This window comes from Rhodococcus sp. NPDC056516 (assembly GCF_042794655.1).
Lineage (GTDB): Bacteria > Actinomycetota > Actinomycetes > Mycobacteriales > Mycobacteriaceae > Rhodococcus_F.
Map to the genome: position 1 here is coordinate 445,891 of NZ_JBHTTG010000001.1, position 18,139 is coordinate 464,029.

Consider the following 18,139-nt stretch of genomic DNA (forward strand, 5'->3'; position numbering starts at 1 on the left):
TGTGTTCCAGATCGCTTTTCAAGCTCGCGAAGAGCTCAGGCCCGCGAACAGCGAGGGCCGCAGCGGAAGCTACGAATCGAGGAACTCATGACGAATCTGCTCGCTCATCAGCAATGGCACGGAAAGATTTTCGACGGCCAATGGATCGATGGGGGCGGTGACACCGTCGAGTCCGTCGAACCGGCTACCGGCGAGGTGCTCGGTGTGATCGGGACGGCGACGGTTGCGGATATCGATCGAGCGGCACACATCGCGTCGGCCGCGCAGCCGTCGTGGGCGGCCACGATCGGGCAGGCCCGAGCTTCGGTGATCCGTAAGGCGGCGCAGATTCTGGAAGCCGAGCGAGCCGAGGTGGAGCGCTGGTTGATTCGTGAAGGTGGTTCCGTACCAGGGAAAGCCGCGTTCGAAGTTGATCTTGTCGTCTCCGAACTGTGGGAGGCGTCGGCACTGCCGACACAGCCGTTCGGACACCTCCTGCCTGCCAGCCAGGAGGGGCGTACGAGCATCGGTCGCCGGGTGCCCCTGGGCGTGGTCGGCGTGATCAGCCCGTGGAACTTCCCGCTTCTCCTCGCCATGCGCGCTGTCGCGCCCGCCTTGGCGCTCGGAAATGGCGTCGTTCTCAAACCGGACGTTCAAACTGCGATCAGCGGTGGCGCGGTCATCGCGGAATTGTTCACGGCAGCAGGTCTTCCCGAAGGTCTCCTGCATGTGCTCGCCGGTGACGCGGAGCCTGGTCAGGCATTGTGCGAGAGCGTGAACATCGCGATGGTGTCCTTCACGGGTTCGACCGCCGTCGGCCGTCAGGTCGGAGCAACGGCCGGACGCACGCTCAAGCGTGTCTCGCTCGAGCTGGGCGGGAACAATGCTCTGATCGTCCTCGACGACGCAGACCTCGATGCCGCGAGTTCGGCGGGTGCGTGGGGATCGTTCCTGCATCAGGGCCAGGTCTGCATGACCGCGGGCCGACACATCGTGCTGGAGTCGGTCGCCGATCAGTACCTGGACCTACTGGCCAAGCGTGCCTCGGTCCTACCCGTCGGGGATCCCAATACAGGCAACGTCGCTCTCGGTCCGCTCATCAACGCGAGGCAGATTGCCAACGTCGATCGAATCGTCCAGGGCACCAAGGCGGCCGGCGCCGAAATCCGCGCCGGTGGAACCTACGAAGGGCTGTTCTATCAGCCGACCGTCCTGGCCGGTGTCACCTCGGACATGCCCGCGTTCCGCGAAGAGATTTTCGGACCCGTGGCGCCCGTCGTGGTCGTCAAGGACGAAGACGAGGCCGTCAGACTTGCCAATGACAGCGAATACGGTCTGGTAGCGGCCATTCAAACAGGATCGGTGGAACGCGGCGAGCGGATCGCGGACCGTCTGCGGACCGGCATAGTGCACATCAACGATCAGACGTTGAACAACGATGCCTATGCACCATTCGGCGGTGCGGGTGCCTCCGGAAACGGCGCGAGATTCGGAACTCAAAGCAGCTGGGACGAATTCACCACCTGGCAGTGGCGAACCAGCCGGCCCGCCGCTCAGACCTTCCCGTTCTGAAGTCGAAAGGAACTCCGATGCACACCATCTCGGCTCACGAGCTTCCCGTCGTGTTGCAGGACGGCGAATTCGAACTGCGAATGCGAGAAGAAGGCGACATGATCGTGAACTTCGTCAAAATGCCTGCCGGAGCGAACTTTGCCGAACCGTTCGCGCATTTGGAAGGTGGGCGCTGTCAATGTCCGCACTACGGATACGTCTTGAAAGGCAGGATCTACACAGATTCCGAATCGGGTCGGCAGATCTACAATGCGGGAGAGGTCTTCTACTGGGCACCCGGTCACGTTCCCGGCGCGATCGAGGACTCGGAGTACGTCGATTTCGCTCCGAAGGCCGAATTCCTCGAACTGATCGACGGAGTGCGTAAGGCGATGGGCGGCTGAGCTGTTCGGCGGTTGCAGGGGTCAGCGTATTCCGTCGCGGCGCAATGCGACGGACACTGCGGCAGAGCGGGTATCGACGCCGAGCTTGGCGTAGATGTGCCCGAGGTGGGTTTTCACCGTCGCTTCGCTGATGAAGAGTGCCTTACCCAGCTCGCGGTTGGTCATCCCCTCGGCGAGAAGGCTGAGCAGTTCGGACTCACGCGCGGTGAGGGCTTCCTGCGGGCGCTGCATCTGCTGAACGAGACGAGAGGCCACGGTAGGGGAGAGAACGCTTCGCCCGGCAACCGCGCCGCGCACCGCTCCGAAGATCTCGTCGGGGGTCGAGTCCTTGAGTAGGTAACCGATGGCACCGGCGTCGACGGCCCGCACGACGTCGGCGTCGGTATCATAGGTCGTGAAAACCAGTACGGGAACGTCGACACCGTCGTTTCGAAGCCGTTTGATCGCTTCTGCACCGTGCATGCCGGAGCCCATGTCCAGATCCATCATCACCAGATCAGGCGAGGCGGAAGGTATCGCCGTAGCCGCTTCCTCGCCGGACGATGCTTCGCCGACCACCTCGACGTCCGGCTGAGTGTCCAACAGCGCTCTCAGCCCGGCGCGCACGACCAGATGGTCGTCGACGAGGAACACTCGAATAGCGGTGGTCATCGGATCCTCCGTTCGAGTGGGAACTGGGCTGCGACGACGGTGCCATCTCCCGGTGCGCTTTCCACGGTGAACGATCCGCCGAGCTGAGCCACGCGGCTCCGCATCGCACGTAGGCCGTATCCACCGTACCGAGAATGGTCGGTGAGTTTTTCCGGATCGAAACCGACGCCGTCGTCGAAGATGTCTACGGAGACGGAGTCGTCGAGATACGTGATCGTCACGCCCGCTGTTTCGGCGCGAGCGTGGCGGGCGATGTTGGACGACGCGCTCGAGACCACTCGCACGATGGCGTGAGCCACGTCCGGCGGCACGGCGACCGGTTCGCCCACAGTGCGAACCCGAACATCAGGGGTGAACTGGCGGGCGGCGGCAACGACCAGGGTATCGAAATCAGCGGGGCCACCTTTGGCCGGGGCGAGGTCATGGACGAGGTCGCGGCTCTGCATCAGGCTCGTGCGGATGTTCTCTGTTGCGGCATCGACATCGGCTCGAGACGGCGAACCCGTTGTATTCCAGGTTTGTTCGGCTGCCTCGAGCCGAAGTAGGGCGCTTGCCAGTCCTTGAGTAACGGTGTCGTGGATCTCGCGAGCGAGGCGCTCTCGTTCAGCGGCAACGCCGGCAGCCCGTTCGGTATCTGCCAGTGCCGACTGCGCTTCCGCCACCTGGCGCAGAAGCCGAAGGCGTTCTCGGGCATCACGTTCCATCTGACCGTACGCTGCCGCGACCAGTGCAGCGGTGCACAGAGGTCCAAGTAGAGTCACCAATTCTGCGCGACCGGTGACCCGGTAAAACGCGATACCGGCGAGGACGCCCAGGATCCCGACGAGGGGGTAGGCGATCTTGCTCGGATACAGACGAATGCAGAGGAAGAGAACCGGGAAGGCGCACCACGCGAAACTCGGTGCAAGCCAGACCAACGCTGCCCACGTGCTCAGTACCGGCCACATCCAGAGCCGTTGGCGAACCACCTCTCGCGAGGACACCGTAGCCATGACGGCGTAGAGCAGGGCGAGGACCACGGCCAGGACGAGCACCACCCCGAACCGACCGCTGGTGCCGTGGACTGCGACGTACCGAACGCCGGACGTGGACAGCAGCACGAAGAACGACGCGTGGATCGCATACGCCAACGGACCGCGTAGGCCGAGGTCGGCGTCGGCATCCGTCGTGGCTCCACTGCTCATCCCTCGAATGTTACGGAGTGCGCCTGGCCCTCGTATCAACCATTCGGATGACATCTAGGTAGCCGTTGTGGGCACTGTTCGCCACCCGAGCGCCCGATGTGCGGACCCCCACCGGAACGCGACGCTGTAGTGGACGGTTTCGAACCACTCGACTGAAAGTGTGCCCATCATGAACCACCGCATTTACACACGACTGCCCCGGACGCTTGCTGTCGCCATTCCGGTTGTCGCGATCCTTGCGAGCGCCGCCTGCTCGAGCACCGACACACCGGTGGCGAACGCATCGAGCACCACGTCGATTACTGCTACGCAGCAGCCTGCTGCGAGCGGCGATTCGGCAGTTGTCACTCAGAATCGACTCAGCGCCGACGCAGCAGTGACGGCTGCCGGTGCAGCGCTGGCAAAATGCCGCGCCGACGGTCTCGGCTTCGTCACCGTCTCCGTCGTTGACCGTGCCGGCAATGTCATCGCCATGGTGCGCGGCGACAACGCGGCCCAGCACACGGTGGAGGCCTCACGTGAGAAGGCATACACCTCTGCAGCTTTCGGAGCCGACACCAGTGACCTCTTGCAGCGTACCAAAGGCGAAGGATCGACCATCGCCGACCTTCCCGGCACTCTCTTCCTTGCAGGTGGAGTCACATTGAAGGCGGGAGCCGGGTCGATCGCCGGTATCGGTGTCGGTGGCGCTCCAGACGGAATGCAGGACCAAGCTTGTGCCGCTGCTGGGCGAGACGCGATCGCTTCGATGCTCGGCTGAGTGAGCGCAGAGAGCGTGCTTCGCGAATAGTGCTTTTCGCCACCCGGATTCGCTCGGCATGACAGTTGTCCGTTAGCTGCGATGACCTCGGCTTTGTAACACCGGAGACCCCACAAAGGGACAAACACGTCGACAGTGGAACCGACGATGCACTTACCGAAGCAGTTTCTTCATGCGCAGTTTCGGGGAAAGACACAACCTTGCAGAGAATCAGATTCACGTTGCCCGAACGCAATACACGGCGGGTGCGGGTGCTCGTAGCGGCGTTGTTGTCGATATTCCTTCTCGGCGGTATGTTCGGTCCGACCGCCGCGAGTGCTACTCCGGCGCGCTCGGCGCCATGGGGTGGTTACGACGAGTTGTGGGTCCCGTCTTCGATGGGAAAAATCAAGGTTCAGGTGCAGTGGGCCGCGCGCGGTGGCAACGCCGCGCTGTACCTGCTCGACGGTCTTCGCGCGCAAAACGACAGGAATGCCTGGAGTTTTGAAACGAACGCACTCGATCAGTACCGCAACGACAACATCACTTTGGTAATGCCTGTGGGCGGCGAGTCGAGTTTCTACACGGACTGGTACGCGCCGTCGAACTTCAATGCCCAGCCGATAACGTACAGGTGGGAAACATTTCTCACTCGTGAGCTTCCAGACTTTCTTGCGGGGTACGGTGTTTCGCCTACCAACAACGCGATCATCGGGTTGTCGATGGGTGGTAGCGCGGCATTGAACCTGGCTGGGCACCATCGTGATCAGTTCAAGTTCGCAGGCTCACTGTCCGGGTACATCAACATCTCGGGGCCGGGCATGCGTGAAGCGATCAGGGTGGCGATGTTCGATGCCGGGCGGTACAACGTCGACTCGATGTGGGGCCCGCCGTGGTCGTCAGGTTGGCTTCGCAACGACCCGTTTGTCAACGCGGAATCGCTTCGCGGACTGTCGATGTACATTTCGTCGTCCAACGGCATCCCGGGACCGTATGACCATCCGTCTGCGCCGATCGAGTACTTCCACACGGCGACGGGTATGGGACTCGAGGCGCTCTCGTGGGTTCATGCGCGTGCATTCGAGATTCGCCTGAAATCCTTGGGAATCCCAGCGACGTACAGCTTTCCGCCCGCCGGAATTCACTCGTGGCCGTACTGGTCTGCTGAATTGTGGATGGCCAGAGGACAAATCCTCGACACCATGAACGCTTGGTGAAGCCGTAGTGAGGATCTCTCCGGACTTGCTCTCGATCGAAAGTCCGGAGAGAACTCGCTCAGAAGGTGATGATCCCGCGAAGATTGCGACCGGCATGCATGTCGGCGAAGCCGTCGTTGATCTGGTCGAGGGTGTACCGGTTGGTGATCAGTCCGTCGAGTTCGAGTTTGCCGCTGGTGTAGAGATCGATCATCCAGGGAATGTCGGCGGTGGGATTCGACGCGCCGAACAGGGATCCTTGAATTCTCTTCTGGTACAGCGTGAGTTCCATCAGGCTCACGGGAATTCCGACGTCCGTCATCTTCCCGAGGCCGGTGACGACGCATGTTCCGGCCTTGCGGATGGACGAGAATGCTTGCGCGACATGTTCTCCGGTGGTGACGCCGACGGTGACGATGGCGGAATCGGCGCCCTGGCCGTTGGTGAACGAGCGCGCTATGTCGGTGGCTTCCTCCATGGTGGCGACGGCATGGGTGGCGCCCAACTTCAATGCACTGTCGCGTTTGAAAGCGACCGGGTCCACCGCGATCACGTGGGCGGCGCCGGCGTGCGAGGCTCCGTGTACCGCGTTGATTCCGATTCCGCCGACACCCATGACGATGACGGTCTGCCCGGGATACACCTGAGCGGAGTTGACGGCGGCGCCCCAACCGGTTCCGACGCCGCAGCCGAGCAGGCACAGAGCGTCGAGGGGCAGATGCTTGTCGACCTTCACCGCCGAGAGAGTGCTGACCGTGGTGTATTCGCTGAAGGTGGACAGGCCGCAGGTTTGTGCGACGGGTTGACCGTCGAGAGACATTCTGTAGCTCGAGGTTTCGCCTGGTCTGCTGCCGGTCATGATGGCGGCGCCGTTGTCGCAGAGGTTCTGGATTCCGCTTGCACACCAACGACAACGGCCGCAGGCGGCGAGGAAAGAGAACACGACATGATCACCCTCGGACCACCCTTCGGTGTTCGGCCCGACCTCGACGACGATTCCGGCGCCTTCGTGCCCGCCGCAGATGGGGTAGCGGCCTACGCCGTGGTCGCCGCTGGCGATGTGGTCGTCCGAGTGGCACAGTCCGGAGGCGACCATCTTGACGGTGAGTTCGCCACTGCGGGGTGAGTCGAGTTCGAGATCGACCACCTCGTATGTGCCTGGTGCTTGGCGAATGACGGCTCCACGAGTGCGCAAGGTATCTCCTGAGGTGAGAGTTGTTCTTCGGCTTCCTCAGTTGTCTACTCGAGAGTTCGAGACGGGTCCGAGATCCGTCTCACTGATCGGACGTTTCGTACCGTTCAGACTCGTCCGGGGTGCGTCCCAATATGGCGAGTTGCAGTTCGGTGAGAAGTCGCGTGTCCGGCTCGTCCAACGAAATGCCCATGATCTGTTCAGCGCGCCGGATGCGGTAGCGCAGCGTGTTCGGATGCACTTTCAAAGAGGATGCGGCCTTCTTCACGTCCCCGAAAGCTGTCAGGTAGGCAGTGAGCGTGAATTGCATGTCGGAGGTGTTCTTGTCGTCGTAGGAGATGAGTCTGTCGATACGAGGGTCGCGCAATCGCTCGTGATCAGCGACGAGGTCGAGTATCTCGCCCAGCAATACCGCGGTGCGTGACGCCGCGAGTGTGGTGACCTTCGAGGTTCCGTGATCATCGGTGGTATCGAGCACGCGGTCCACTTCTCGACGCGCCTCGGGTACGCCGTGCAACCGCGCGATCGGCACTGCGACGGCGGCGCGGACGCTGATACCCGCACGTTTTTCGAGCGCTCGCACGGTGTCGTAAGCCCAGTCGCTGATCGCGACCTCGTGCTCGGCCTGCGGGAACAGCACGTAGATCCGGTTGTCGATGATCGTCGTGACGGCATCGTGGCGAAATGCGCTGGCACGCAGGCGCAAGGCGTTGGTGATTCGATCGAGATTCGATCCGGGTGCAAGTGATGTCGCAAATCCGATGACCGCAGCCGGTCCGTCGGTACTGATGCCGAACGAGCCGGCGAGTGAGTGCATGTCGACCCCGCCGGAGCGAACGCCGAACAGTCTTTCCACTTGGGCGTTTTCGCGGCTGGAGGCGTCCAACGTCCGCATGAGAATGCGCGCGGCGACAGCGGCGGCGCCGCGCAATACCGCTCGTGCGTCGTCGGAAAGAGGTCCGGATGCCTGCTGTATCCAGATGCTCCCGAGATTATGTTGGTGCGCAACGGAACCCGTCGGCCCTGGCTGGCCGGGCCGGGTAATGCTCACAGCCAGACGGTGTGCGGCGCCGATGCTCAGCTCGGATGGCAGACTGATGACCTCGTCCGAGCGCCTGAGATGCTCGAACACACCTCTTTTCTCGATCCATTCGGTGTATTCGATCGGCCATTCCCGGCCGAGTATGGAGAGCTGACGAAGCTCGTCTTCGCCTTCATGAGCAGCAGAATATGCAATGACGTGCAGTGCGGTGTCGTCGATCGTGACGAGTCCACCGGTCAATTCGGCGATCGTTTCCGAGAGCGCGAACAAATCGGAATCACCGCCTGATACAGCGCCGGCGGCGGCTCGCGAACGATACAAGCTCTGCACCAGAAGACGTTGTACAAGCGAATAGACGTGGCCGGAACTGGCCTGCGGATGGACCGCGGCCACGGCGATACCGATGCTACGTGCGGCGGTCAGTACCGCCGTCGCCTCGCGTGCATTTTTGACGAGCAGGAGCTTCGGCCGACGCCGTGGCGGCCTGCCCTCGAACTTTCGCAGCCATTGCGTGAGCGTCGATTCGGGAACCCCGACGGGAAGATAGATGTCGGAGATCGCACCTCGGCTGTCGGTGCCGTCGATGTCGGAGGACTCGACGAGGGCGATCGAACGGATTTCGACATCAAGCCCGTCCGGGCTTTCCAGTAGCTCGATCACGGACTTGTCCGTGGATTGCATGAGGGCGCCGAGGGTGGTGCCGACACGCGGCCCGTTACTCCTCGGACCTGTCGTCGCTTGCGGGAGGGCTACAGAAAGTGGCTGCACATTTGCTCCTCGGCCGGTGGGTCATTACAGGCTAACCCCGACAGACGAAATGCAGAATAAGGAAATAGGGGACAAATTTATTCGTCAGGCATGGTGATGCCGAGTTCTCGGGCCTTTTCGGCGACTGCCTCGGGAAATACGTTCTTGAACAGATAAAGGTCTTGTCCGATCACCCAACCAGGTGCCAACGCCGTCGCATATCGCTCGAAGTATCCGAGTTGCTTTCCGAAAAGAACCAATTCCTCTGGACTCGCAACACCCCACTGTTTACCCAATTGAATCAGCGCCATGATCAGCTCGCTGAGCTTGAGTTCACCCAGATCGCGGCCGAGGATCGGAGCTAGAGCAGTGGCGACCTGCATACCCAGTTGGGCGTCGTCGACTTCGTAGTCGGTTGCATAACCCAGGGATCGAATTCCCCGGGCAACGCGGGCGAAATCTCCGTCGACAATCGTTGCGCGGAACATATCGGAGAGTATCGATCGCCACGTTTCCGGAAGAACACCGACAATGCCGAAGTCGAGCATTGCTATCCGGCCGTCATCGAGGACCCACAGATTCCCGGCGTGTACGTCGCCGTGGAAAGGACCGTGAACGATGACTGATTCGAGCCAGACCTTCACACCGCGCCGGATCAACATGCGGGCTTCGTCGATTCCGTCCGGACCGGCGACGAACCGATCCAGTGGAACGCCGCGCATGCGTTCCATACAGATGACGCGGGGACCACAGTAGTCCCAGTACACCTCTGGTGTCGTGACTCCTTTGTTGTCGCCGAACGCACTGATGTTGTTCCGGAAAGTGGTTTGCCGGTCGGCCTCGACCGCGCTGTTCAATTCCGTCATCGTGGCGTTGTGCAGATCGCGAATGATGGCGGTGGCATTGGCAATTCGAAGGAACTCGACAAATTTCTCGAGGATGTTCGCGCCCCAGTACGCCGCCCGCAGGTCGATCAGCATCCGCGCATAGATGTCCGGACGCTGGATCTTGATGACCGCCTCTCGGCCGTCGTGCAGAACGCACGCGTGTACCTGCGCTACCGATGCGGCCGCGAGAGGTACGTCGTCGAATTTCGCGAACAGGTCGTCCACGGAGTAACCGAGGTCCTTCTGCACGACGCTTCTGGCCTGCTCGGCAGGAAATGACGGAACATCGTCGAGGCAGCGTAGGCATGCATTGGCGACGGGGGCCGGGAACAGGCCGGACGACGACGCGACCAGTTGGCCGAGCTTGACGAAGGTGGGTCCCAGCGCGATGAAGCCGTCGACCATCCCGTCGGAAGCAGCGTCCGCCCAGGTGCGTCCACGCTTGCGGAAAGGCCACACGATCAGTGCCAGCATGATCGATGTGGACAACACGACGGCGATGATCGCGGAACGCCACAACTGGGCGAGGCCGAAGCGTTCGAGGTCCGGCATGCGGACTTCGAGGGCAGTGGCGGGCACTCCTGACGAGTACGGCCCGACAGGTCGCGTTGGATCCAGCACAGCTCTCCCTCGTTCAACGAGCGCATCCAGCATTTTGCCGTGAGATCACTTACGCGACCCCTTCCGTTAGTCAGTATGCCAAGTCACACATAACTGCCGGAACCGCCTACGCGTTCAGCCTACGATCGGTGAATGCGTGAGCACTTGATCCCGATCGGCGAGGTTGCAAAATCGTTCGGAATCGCGGCGTCGACCTTGCGGTATTACGAGGACGAAGGACTGCTGTCCGCGCGGTCGCGAACTGGCGGCAAACGCTGGTACGGGCAGCGTGAGCTGCGACGGCTGGCATTGATCCGGATGTACACCGAGACGGGAATGTCCTTGGAGCAGGTGCGGTCCTTCATCGAAACCGACACCACGTCCGAGCAGTTCTTCACAGTTCTCGCAGATCAAGTGTCGACGCTCGAGGCACAGATCTCCGCAGCCAACCGAGCGAAACTGATACTCGAGCATCACCTGACGTGTCGGCAAGAGCGTCCGATGCAGTGCCCGTGGTTGCTCGAGCAGCTCGACATTCGTGTCGAAGCGGCGCTTGACTTCAAGTTGACTTGAACCTTCATAGTTAGGGCGCACTTACCGTCCTACCCGGAGGTTGACCATGTCGGCACGACGATGGCTGCCGCTCATCGCCGCATGCATCGGAACTTTCCTGTTACTGACGTACGCCACGATCACAACGATCGCGGTGCCGGCCATCGCAGTGGGTTTGGACGGCAGTACGGGCGCGATGTCATGGGTCGTCGACGCCTACACACTGGCCCTTGCTGCGCTTCTTGTGGGCATGGGCGCACTCGGCGATGCGTGGGGACGCAAACGCCTCTACATCTGCGGACTGGTCGTGTTCCTGGTTGCAACGGCCGTGTGCGCGATTGCTCCGGACGTCACGGTTCTGGTCGTTGCTCGCGGCGCGCAAGGAATTGCCGGTGCGGCGATGTTCGCGACACTCTTGCCTCTGCTCGGCGACGCATATTCGGGCCGCGATCGGCACGTGGCTTTTGCCGCGTGGGGTGCCGTCGCTGGATTGGCGGCGGGAATCGGCAATGTTGCAGGAGGGCTGCTGACGCAGTTCTTCGACTGGCGTGCGGTCTTCTATTTCGGAATCCCCATGGCCGCAGTGGCGCTCGCAATGGGTGTGTTCTGTTTCGCCGACAGTGAGCGCGGCGACGACAACATCGACTGGGCCGGAATCGTTTTGTTCACCCTCGCTGCCGTTGCCGCGGTTCTCGGCGTGACGTGGGGCGGCGACATCGGGTGGGCTTCGTCGTCGACAGCTCTTGCCTTCCTGATCGCAATCGGTGCGCTGACGGCGTTTGTGTTCTGGCAGCGTCGAGGCAGCAGTCCGATGCTCGATCCGGCATTGTTCCGATCCCTGAAATTCGACGGCGTCCTCGTCGCTGCTTTCGGGTACTACCTCGCGGCCTACGGCCCGCTCGTAGTCCTTTCACTGTGGCTGCAGAACGGGCTGGAACTGTCGGCATCGGCGGCCGCACTCGTGCTCTCGATTCAACCGCTCGCTTTTGTCTTCGTATCGGCCTTGTGTGGATCACGGCTTCAGCGAGTCGACCTTCGACTGTCGATCGGATTCGGGACGATCCTTTGCGGAATCGGTTGCGTGGCCATGCTGTACGTTCTCACCGAGCCGGTCTGGCCCGCACTGATCGCCGGGCTGATTCTGACCGGTGTCGGTTCGGCGATGGTGTCGCCGGTGCTGCCGGGTGCCGCGATGTCGGACGCCCCGGCAGAGCGCGCCGGGACGGCTTCGGCAACAGCCAACTCGTCGCGTCAATTCGGGCTTGCCGTCGGAATCGCGTTGTGCGGCTCGCTCTTCGTCGGTCCGGACGAGTTCGCCTTGCTGTGGCCGTTGGTCTTCTGTGCCGGCGTCGGAATGCTCACGGGTTTGGTGTCGATCCTTCTCTTTTCTCGTTCGTCAACTCCTGCAACAGTTCAACCAATCGCCGAAAGGGCACACACATGACCACGCTGTTCACTCCACGACCGCACCGGCGTATCGAGATGGACTGGAATCGCCGCAGGTTCCTCGGCGCTGCAGCAGGATTGGCTGCTGCGCTGGCAGCGGCCGGTTGCTCGCGTTCGGACGCAGACGCCGGGGGCGAAGGCGATGCAGGCTGGTCCTTCACCGATGATCGCGGCAATCTGATCGAATTGGATTCACCACCAAGGAGATTTGTCACCTACACCGGTATCGCGGGTGCTCTGTGGGATTACGGACTGGTGCCTGTCGGAGTTTTCGGGGCACTTACACGATCGCCGGGATCAACGGACACCAGCATCTCCGGCAATTTGGATTTCTCGAAGACCGAGATGGTCGGGCAGCTCTGGGGACAAGTGGAACTCGAGAAGATCGCTGCGCTGGAGCCGGACGTCGTCATAGTCCCTCAGCTGCGTGGTTCGGCACTACTCGACGAGGCGAACTTGGATGCGGTGAAAGGCTTGTCGACAGTACTGTTCGTGGAAACGGCAGCAGGAACCATCGACCGAGCCGTGCAAGAGATCGTGGAACTGGCCGTGGAACTCGGGGCGGACCAGGATATGGAGGCTCAGCGAAAAGACTACGACGCTGCGCGTGCACGGATCTCCGAAGTTGCTTCTTCGCTGAATAATTCACAGGTTTTGTTCGCGTCCGCAGATCCGGACACGATTCGTGTCAGTCGTTCGGGCTTCCCGATCCTTGCAGATCTGGCGGGATTGGGCCTTGCCGTCGTCGATCCGGCCGCGGGATCGTCGGTCTACGTCGAGAAACTGGCTTGGGAGATGGCGGACCACTATCCGGCCGACATGATCTTCCTCGACGATCGCCCGTCCAGTTTGCAACTGGATACGCTCGGAACCAATCCTGCGTGGTCCAACTTGCCCGCGGTGAAGGCGGGGAAGATCGGGACCTGGAATCCGGAACCCGTGCTCAGTTATGCCGGGATCGCCCGTACGTACAACGATCTGGCTGACCAGCTGCTGGCATTCTCACATTCCTGACCGCCGCGTCGTCTACGACGTATGGACCTCTTCACCGCTCTGTCTGCTCGTGTTGAATCCCTCGATTGGCCTGCGCTGATCGAGGGAATCGACTCCAGTGGGTGTGCCCAGACGGCGCCGATACTCGACGAGTCGGAATGTCGCGAAATTGCTTCCTGGTACTCGGAGGTCGACCGGTTCCGGAGCACCGTCGACATGGCTCGATACCGTTTCGGCCAAGGGGAGTACCGATACTTCGGTGATCCCGTACCGGAGCCGATCACGGCTATGCGATCCGCCTTCTACCGACACCTCCTGCCCGTGGCGCGGGAGTGGGCGTTCAAGCTGGGCGAGGGTGCACCGTGGCCGGATTCTTTCGAAGAATGGATCGATCAGTGTCACGACGCCGGTCAGAATCGCCCTACCCCGATCCTTCTGTCCTACGGACCTGGTGACTGGAATGCATTGCATCGGGACTTGTACGGAGAGTTGGTGTTTCCCTTGCAAGTCGTGATCGGGCTCGACAGACCTCGCATCGACCACGTCGGCGGCGAGTTCTTGCTCGTGGAACAGCGGCCGCGCGCCCAGTCGAAAGGGACGGTGACAGTTCTCGGGCAAGGTCACGCTTTGATCTTCACCACGCGGGATCGACCGGTGCAGAGTTCTCGTGGGTGGTCGAGAGCCCCTGTGCGACATGGTGTCAGCGTGGTGCACTCGGGTACGCGTAGAACATTGGGATTGGTGCTTCACGATGCCGAGTAAGACGTACATTCTCCGCGACGCTCGCAACAAACCCTACGAGAGTTCGACGCCCGGTGTGCTTGGCGGGCACCGGAAAACGAAGATCTACGGGCGACTCGACTGTCGAGGGGCCGCGCAGGCAATCGCGCGTGGCGGGTATGTCGCCAGTCGGGTGTTCTTCGCGGACGAGCCGACCGCGATTGCGGCCGGCTATCGCCCCTGTGCCGTCTGCATGCCCGAAGGTTACGCAGCCTGGAAGGCAGTTGCTACGCGCCGAAGCGGTCGCGGTACTCCTTCGGAATGAGCGGCTTGTCGCCGCGGACCTTCAGCTGCTGGACAGCCCAGGTATTGCCGTCCGGGTCGGCGAATCCGAAGAAGGTGCCCCCGTCACGCTCGTCGAAGACGGTGACCTCACTGGCATCGACGCCGCGGCCGATGAGCTCTTGGCGAGCCGCTGCAGCGTCGGCCACGACCAACTGCAATCCCTTCAACGAACCAGGGGTCATCTCGGTCTGCGACGGCAGGTTCCCGATGACGATCGAGCAGCCCGAACCACGCGGAGTGAGCTGGGCGACCGTCATGTGTTCGTTGACGGTGTGGTGGTCGAGATCGAAACCGACCTTGTCACGGTAGAACTCGATGGAGCGGTCGAGGTCACTGACGGGAACGATGACTACTTCGAGGGTCCAGTCCATGAAACTGCCTTTCGCTGAGGAGGTTCGGGCAAACAGGTGGTCAGAGTTGCGCGACGATCTTGTCCAGGCGTTCGTAACCTTCGGTGACGCCGAGCTCCATATTGCTCTCGATCATTCCGTCTCGCGCTTCGAGGCTCGGATATACGGAATGGCCGGAGAGGCGGGTGCGTCCGTTGCCCAGATCCTCGAACGTGATCGATTCGATGCTGACGACGTCGGGAAATCCCTCGTATTCGAAGGTCTGGATGGCAAAGTCGTTCTCGCGAACGACGTGAAATACACCGTTGAACCGGAACTCTTCGCCCTCGGGGTTGCGATGGACGTACTTGTATCGACCGCCGCTCACGAACTCGTATTCGTCGATCTCCATCTCGTATCCGTTGGGGCCGAGCCACTGCTTGACCAGATCGGGATTCGAATGAGCTGCGAAGACGGCACTGACGGGTGCGTCGAATTCGCGGGTGATGTCGATGTACGGCACGCCCTCAGGAGCCGTGATGGTGACGGGATTGGTGGTAGCCATGGCTAAGTCTCCTTCTGTGTGGTGCTGAGTAGGTGATCGAGCTTGCGGAACTGTTGTTCGTGGATCAGTCGATAGCGGTCGATCCAGGCGGTCAAAGCCTCGAGAGTTGCGGCGTTGAGATGTACCGGCCGCCTCTGGGCTTCGCGGCTGCGAGTGACCAAACCCGCGGCTTCGAGTACCTGAATATGTTTGGAGATGGCCTGTTTCGTGATCTCGAACGGCTCGGCCAACTCGTTGACCGTTTGGGGGCCGGTGCTCAGGCGGGCGATGATCCGCCGTCGTACCGGGTCGGCAAGCGCCATGAACGCTTTGTCGAGACGCTCGTCTGCCCCTGGATCCACGATCACTTGTCAACCATCTCCTTTATCAACCAACCTGTTGATTACGGTACGAGCCCATGCCGAGGGTGTCAATGCTTCGAAACCGATTAGCGTGGAAACCATGAACGCTCTGATTCCTCGGCCACGATTGGAAGTGGCGCCGGGGGCGATCCTCGTTCCGGATTGGCTCAGCGTCGAACAGCAACGCTTCTTGGTGGCCGAGTGCCGACGGTGGGCGACCGCACCCGTACCGATGCGCTCCGCTGTTGTCCCTGGTGGGCACAAGATGTCGGTGCAAACAGTCTGTCTCGGTTGGCATTGGCAGCCGTACAAGTACACGCGCACCGCCGACGACGTGAACGGTGCGCCTGCCGCAGCGGTGCCTGACTGGCTCGCCGAACTCGGCCGGGCCGCAGTTGCCGCTGCCTATGATGATCCGACTGCGGGGGAGCGGTACACGCCGGACACCGCGCTGATCAACTTCTACGACGAGGGCGCTCGGATGGGCATGCACCAGGACAAGGACGAGCGCTGCGACGCTCCTGTCGTCTCACTGAGTGTCGGGCAGAGTTGTGTCTTTCGGTTCGGGAATTCCGAGAACCGGAACAAGCCGTACACCGACGTCGAATTGCACTCGGGTGATCTCTTCGTGTTCGGCGGAGAGTCGAGGTTCGCGTATCACGGTGTGCCGAAAGTTATTGCAGGAAGTTCTCTTCCGGGCATCGGTCTGCCATCGGGGAGGCTGAACATCACGTTGCGAGATACTGGAATGTCCTGACTGTCTCACCCCTGTTGTGTCACTGGTTCAGCAGGGTCGAAGTCTGCGCTGGAAGGTCCGTCCCCGACCATCTCGACCAACTCGGTCGACGGCGGAGTTGGCAGAGTGCGCCAGCGCTCTCGTTCGAGGTTGCGGGGTTGTATCTCGTTCATGCCCTCATTATCGACTTCCTACTCCACTCCGTCAGCTATTTGTGGGTGGACATTCTGCTAGGCCTCGTGTCCGACGTCGATATCGAGTCGGGTCGAGATATTGACTGTTACCGTAAGTCGCACATACTCTGGTTACTGGCGCTGACCGTAGGGAACCCGGCCTGAAACAGCCGACCGTTCTCGGCCACCGCCGACGCCAGATGTAGCTTCGCGACGACCTACGAAACGAGTTTCCTCCATGCCACAGCATGTCGACGTACTGATCATCGGCGCTGGCTTGTCCGGAATCGGCGCGGCTTGTCACCTCATTCGGGAGCAGACGGGAAGCACTTACGCGATCCTCGAGCGCCGGGAAAACATCGGTGGCACCTGGGACCTGTTCAAGTACCCGGGCATCCGTTCGGACTCCGACATGCTCACCTTCGGATTCGGTTTCCGTCCGTGGATCGGCACCAAAGTGCTCGCCGACGGCTCCAGCATCCGGGACTACGTCGAGGAAACTGCCAAGGAATACGGCATCACCGACCACATCAACTTCGGCCGCAAGGTCGTGGCAATGGACTTCGATCGCGCGACTGCTCAGTGGACCGTGACCGTCCTGATCGAGGCCACCGGAGAGACCGAGACGTGGACCGCGAATGTCCTCGTCGGCGCCTGCGGTTACTACAATTACGACAAGGGCTACCGCCCCGCCTTCCCCGGTGAGGACGACTTCCGCGGTCAGATCGTGCACCCACAGCACTGGCCCGAGGATCTCGATTACACCGGCAAGAAGGTCGTGGTCATCGGGTCCGGTGCCACCGCGATCACGCTGATCCCGTCGATGGCCCCCACTGCCGGCCACGTCACCATGCTGCAGCGCTCGCCCACGTGGATCCAGGCGCTGCCGTCCGAGGACCCTGTTGCGAAAGGTCTCAAGCTCGCACGCGTTCCCGACCAGATCGCTTACAAGATCGGTCGAGCCCGCAATATCGCACTGCAACGCGCCAGCTTTCAGCTCTCACGTACAAACCCGAAGCTGGCGAAGAAGCTGTTCCTCACCCAGATCCGCTTGCAACTCGGCAAGAACGTGGACCTGCGTCACTTCACCCCCAGCTACAACCCGTGGGATCAGCGTCTGTGCGTGGTTCCCAACGGAGACCTGTTCAAGGTGCTCAAGAGCGGCAAAGCCGACATCGTCACGGATCGTATCGCCAAGTTCACCGAGAATGGCATCGTGACCGAGTCGGGTCTCGAACTCGAGGCCGACATCATCGTCACGGCGACCGGCTTGAACGTGCAGATCCTGGGCGGGGCGACCATGAGCATCGACGGCGAGCCCGTCAAGCTCAACGAGACGGTCGCCTACAAGAGCGTGCTCTACTCCGACATCCCGAACTTCCTGATGATCCTCGGTTACACCAACGCATCCTGGACGCTCAAGGCCGACCTGGCCGCGTCCTATCTGTGTCGCGTACTCAAGATCATGCGTAAGCGCGACTACACGACTTTCGAGGTTCACGCCGAACCTGAGGACTTCGCGGAAGAATCTCTCATGGGCGGAGCGCTGACCTCGGGCTACATCCAGCGCGGCGACGGAGAAATGCCGCGTCAGGGTGCCCGCGGTGCGTGGAAAGTCGTCAACAATTACTACCGCGACCGCAAGCTGATGCACGACGCCGAGATCGAAGACGGTGTGCTGCAGTTCAGCAAGGTCGATATTGCTGTCGTGCCTGATAGCAAGGTCGCCAGCGCATAGTCGACTCCACCTGAGGCGAACCGGTCGCA

The 18,139-nt window shown here is 61.5% G+C and carries 20 protein-coding genes; 11 read left to right on the top strand and 9 right to left on the bottom strand.

Annotation, left to right across the window (positions count from 1 at the left end; translation table 11 throughout):
- Positions 1-87: 87 nt before the first annotated feature.
- Positions 88-1,551, top strand: a complete 1,464-nt coding sequence (locus ACFQ6Y_RS02050) for a benzaldehyde dehydrogenase (RefSeq protein ID WP_378628400.1) — start codon at positions 88-90, stop codon at positions 1,549-1,551.
- A gap of 17 nt (positions 1,552-1,568) precedes the next feature.
- Positions 1,569-1,934, top strand: a complete 366-nt coding sequence (locus ACFQ6Y_RS02055) for a hypothetical protein (RefSeq protein WP_138870755.1) — start codon at positions 1,569-1,571, stop codon at positions 1,932-1,934.
- A 21-nt stretch (positions 1,935-1,955) separates the two neighbouring features.
- Here ACFQ6Y_RS02055 and ACFQ6Y_RS02060 read toward each other — a convergent pair whose 3' ends face one another.
- Both ACFQ6Y_RS02060 and ACFQ6Y_RS02065 read right to left on the bottom strand, forming a co-directional pair.
- Positions 1,956-2,585, bottom strand: a complete 630-nt coding sequence (locus ACFQ6Y_RS02060; RefSeq protein WP_378542115.1) for a response regulator — start codon at positions 2,583-2,585, stop codon at positions 1,956-1,958.
- A complete protein-coding gene (locus ACFQ6Y_RS02065) occupies positions 2,582-3,769 on the bottom strand; it encodes a sensor histidine kinase (RefSeq protein WP_378628403.1) in 1,188 nt (395 codons plus the stop codon). Before ACFQ6Y_RS02065 ends, ACFQ6Y_RS02060 begins: the two co-directional genes overlap by 4 nt.
- Positions 3,770-3,938: 169 nt before the next feature.
- On the opposite strand from ACFQ6Y_RS02065, the gene ACFQ6Y_RS02070 reads away from it, so the two are divergent.
- Both ACFQ6Y_RS02070 and ACFQ6Y_RS02075 read left to right on the top strand, forming a co-directional pair.
- Positions 3,939-4,529 (top strand): heme-binding protein, encoded by a 591-nt coding sequence (locus tag ACFQ6Y_RS02070; protein ID WP_378628406.1) that lies wholly within the window; start codon positions 3,939-3,941, stop codon positions 4,527-4,529.
- Positions 4,530-4,774: 245 nt separating this feature from the next.
- Positions 4,775-5,725 (top strand): alpha/beta hydrolase, encoded by a 951-nt coding sequence (locus tag ACFQ6Y_RS02075; RefSeq protein WP_378628408.1) that lies wholly within the window; start codon positions 4,775-4,777, stop codon positions 5,723-5,725.
- Between the two features lie 58 nt (positions 5,726-5,783).
- On the opposite strand, the gene ACFQ6Y_RS02080 is transcribed toward ACFQ6Y_RS02075, so the two are convergent.
- From ACFQ6Y_RS02080 to ACFQ6Y_RS02090, 3 genes are all read right to left on the bottom strand, one after another.
- Positions 5,784-6,899, bottom strand: coding sequence for an NDMA-dependent alcohol dehydrogenase (locus tag ACFQ6Y_RS02080; RefSeq protein ID WP_378628411.1), 1,116 nt, complete (start codon positions 6,897-6,899; stop codon positions 5,784-5,786).
- Positions 6,900-6,978: 79 nt separating this feature from the next.
- Positions 6,979-8,706: a PucR family transcriptional regulator gene (locus tag ACFQ6Y_RS02085; protein ID WP_378628415.1), complete on the bottom strand. Its 1,728-nt coding sequence runs from the start codon at positions 8,704-8,706 to the stop codon at positions 6,979-6,981.
- 77 nt (positions 8,707-8,783) lie between these two features.
- A complete protein-coding gene (locus tag ACFQ6Y_RS02090; protein WP_378628418.1) occupies positions 8,784-10,193 on the bottom strand; it encodes an ABC1 kinase family protein in 1,410 nt (469 codons plus the stop codon).
- Between the two features lie 132 nt (positions 10,194-10,325).
- Between ACFQ6Y_RS02090 and ACFQ6Y_RS02095 the strand changes: the two genes are divergently transcribed.
- From ACFQ6Y_RS02095 to ACFQ6Y_RS02115, 5 genes are read left to right on the top strand one after another with little or no spacing between them, the layout of a single operon-like run.
- Positions 10,326-10,745 (top strand): MerR family transcriptional regulator, encoded by a 420-nt coding sequence (locus ACFQ6Y_RS02095; RefSeq protein ID WP_003940592.1) that lies wholly within the window; start codon positions 10,326-10,328, stop codon positions 10,743-10,745.
- Positions 10,746-10,791: 46 nt separating this feature from the next.
- Complete coding sequence (locus ACFQ6Y_RS02100; RefSeq protein WP_054188462.1) at positions 10,792-12,168, top strand: MFS transporter; 1,377 nt, start codon at positions 10,792-10,794, stop codon at positions 12,166-12,168.
- The gene (locus ACFQ6Y_RS02105) at positions 12,165-13,184 is read left to right on the top strand and encodes an ABC transporter substrate-binding protein (RefSeq protein ID WP_054188461.1); all 1,020 of its coding nucleotides are present in this window, start codon (positions 12,165-12,167) and stop codon (positions 13,182-13,184) included. The genes ACFQ6Y_RS02100 and ACFQ6Y_RS02105 overlap by 4 nt, the downstream gene beginning before the upstream one ends.
- 21 nt (positions 13,185-13,205) lie before the next feature.
- Positions 13,206-13,925, top strand: a complete 720-nt coding sequence (locus ACFQ6Y_RS02110) for a 2OG-Fe(II) oxygenase (RefSeq protein WP_054188460.1) — start codon at positions 13,206-13,208, stop codon at positions 13,923-13,925.
- The gene (locus ACFQ6Y_RS02115) at positions 13,915-14,208 is read left to right on the top strand and encodes an Ada metal-binding domain-containing protein (protein ID WP_007729748.1); all 294 of its coding nucleotides are present in this window, start codon (positions 13,915-13,917) and stop codon (positions 14,206-14,208) included. The genes ACFQ6Y_RS02110 and ACFQ6Y_RS02115 overlap by 11 nt, the downstream gene beginning before the upstream one ends.
- Here the strand turns inward: ACFQ6Y_RS02115 and ACFQ6Y_RS02120 are convergent.
- The 3 genes from ACFQ6Y_RS02120 to ACFQ6Y_RS02130 are packed head-to-tail and all read right to left on the bottom strand — an operon-like array spanning position 14,171 to position 15,469.
- On the bottom strand, positions 14,171-14,599 hold the full coding sequence (locus ACFQ6Y_RS02120; RefSeq protein ID WP_007729747.1) for a VOC family protein: 429 nt from the start codon (positions 14,597-14,599) through the stop codon (positions 14,171-14,173). The two genes, ACFQ6Y_RS02115 and ACFQ6Y_RS02120, sit on opposite strands and share 38 nt — an antisense overlap.
- A 40-nt stretch (positions 14,600-14,639) precedes the next feature.
- Positions 14,640-15,122 carry an SRPBCC family protein gene (locus tag ACFQ6Y_RS02125; protein ID WP_003940319.1) on the bottom strand — a complete coding sequence of 161 codons (483 nt, stop codon included), beginning with the start codon at positions 15,120-15,122 and terminating at the stop codon, positions 14,640-14,642.
- Between the two features lie 2 nt (positions 15,123-15,124).
- Positions 15,125-15,469 (bottom strand): helix-turn-helix transcriptional regulator, encoded by a 345-nt coding sequence (locus tag ACFQ6Y_RS02130; RefSeq protein ID WP_003939956.1) that lies wholly within the window; start codon positions 15,467-15,469, stop codon positions 15,125-15,127.
- A gap of 94 nt (positions 15,470-15,563) precedes the next feature.
- On the opposite strand from ACFQ6Y_RS02130, the gene ACFQ6Y_RS02135 reads away from it, so the two are divergent.
- Positions 15,564-16,220 (top strand): alpha-ketoglutarate-dependent dioxygenase AlkB family protein, encoded by a 657-nt coding sequence (locus tag ACFQ6Y_RS02135; protein ID WP_378628427.1) that lies wholly within the window; start codon positions 15,564-15,566, stop codon positions 16,218-16,220.
- Positions 16,221-16,225: 5 nt separating this feature from the next.
- Here the strand turns inward: ACFQ6Y_RS02135 and ACFQ6Y_RS02140 are convergent, their stop codons facing one another.
- Positions 16,226-16,372 (bottom strand): hypothetical protein, encoded by a 147-nt coding sequence (locus tag ACFQ6Y_RS02140; protein ID WP_378628429.1) that lies wholly within the window; start codon positions 16,370-16,372, stop codon positions 16,226-16,228.
- Positions 16,373-16,610: 238 nt separating this feature from the next.
- Between ACFQ6Y_RS02140 and ACFQ6Y_RS02145 the strand changes: the two genes are divergently transcribed.
- The gene (locus ACFQ6Y_RS02145) at positions 16,611-18,110 is read left to right on the top strand and encodes a flavin-containing monooxygenase (protein ID WP_378628432.1); all 1,500 of its coding nucleotides are present in this window, start codon (positions 16,611-16,613) and stop codon (positions 18,108-18,110) included.
- Positions 18,111-18,139 lie beyond the last annotated feature (29 nt).

Coding starts and splice junctions, on each gene's coding strand:
- ACFQ6Y_RS02065 (WP_378628403.1), bottom strand. CDS start 3,769: ATGAGCAGTGGAGCCACGACGGATGCCGACGCCGACCTCGGCCTACGC.
- ACFQ6Y_RS02115 (WP_007729748.1), top strand. CDS start 13,915: ATGCCGAGTAAGACGTACATTCTCCGCGACGCTCGCAACAAACCCTAC.
- ACFQ6Y_RS02105 (WP_054188461.1), top strand. CDS start 12,165: ATGACCACGCTGTTCACTCCACGACCGCACCGGCGTATCGAGATGGAC.
- ACFQ6Y_RS02140 (WP_378628429.1), bottom strand. CDS start 16,372: ATGAACGAGATACAACCCCGCAACCTCGAACGAGAGCGCTGGCGCACT.
- ACFQ6Y_RS02050 (WP_378628400.1), top strand. CDS start 88: ATGACGAATCTGCTCGCTCATCAGCAATGGCACGGAAAGATTTTCGAC.
- ACFQ6Y_RS02070 (WP_378628406.1), top strand. CDS start 3,939: ATGAACCACCGCATTTACACACGACTGCCCCGGACGCTTGCTGTCGCC.
- ACFQ6Y_RS02055 (WP_138870755.1), top strand. CDS start 1,569: ATGCACACCATCTCGGCTCACGAGCTTCCCGTCGTGTTGCAGGACGGC.
- ACFQ6Y_RS02095 (WP_003940592.1), top strand. CDS start 10,326: ATGCGTGAGCACTTGATCCCGATCGGCGAGGTTGCAAAATCGTTCGGA.
- ACFQ6Y_RS02145 (WP_378628432.1), top strand. CDS start 16,611: ATGCCACAGCATGTCGACGTACTGATCATCGGCGCTGGCTTGTCCGGA.
- ACFQ6Y_RS02110 (WP_054188460.1), top strand. CDS start 13,206: ATGGACCTCTTCACCGCTCTGTCTGCTCGTGTTGAATCCCTCGATTGG.
- ACFQ6Y_RS02135 (WP_378628427.1), top strand. CDS start 15,564: ATGAACGCTCTGATTCCTCGGCCACGATTGGAAGTGGCGCCGGGGGCG.
- ACFQ6Y_RS02120 (WP_007729747.1), bottom strand. CDS start 14,599: ATGGACTGGACCCTCGAAGTAGTCATCGTTCCCGTCAGTGACCTCGAC.
- ACFQ6Y_RS02060 (WP_378542115.1), bottom strand. CDS start 2,585: ATGACCACCGCTATTCGAGTGTTCCTCGTCGACGACCATCTGGTCGTG.
- ACFQ6Y_RS02125 (WP_003940319.1), bottom strand. CDS start 15,122: ATGGCTACCACCAATCCCGTCACCATCACGGCTCCTGAGGGCGTGCCG.
- ACFQ6Y_RS02100 (WP_054188462.1), top strand. CDS start 10,792: ATGTCGGCACGACGATGGCTGCCGCTCATCGCCGCATGCATCGGAACT.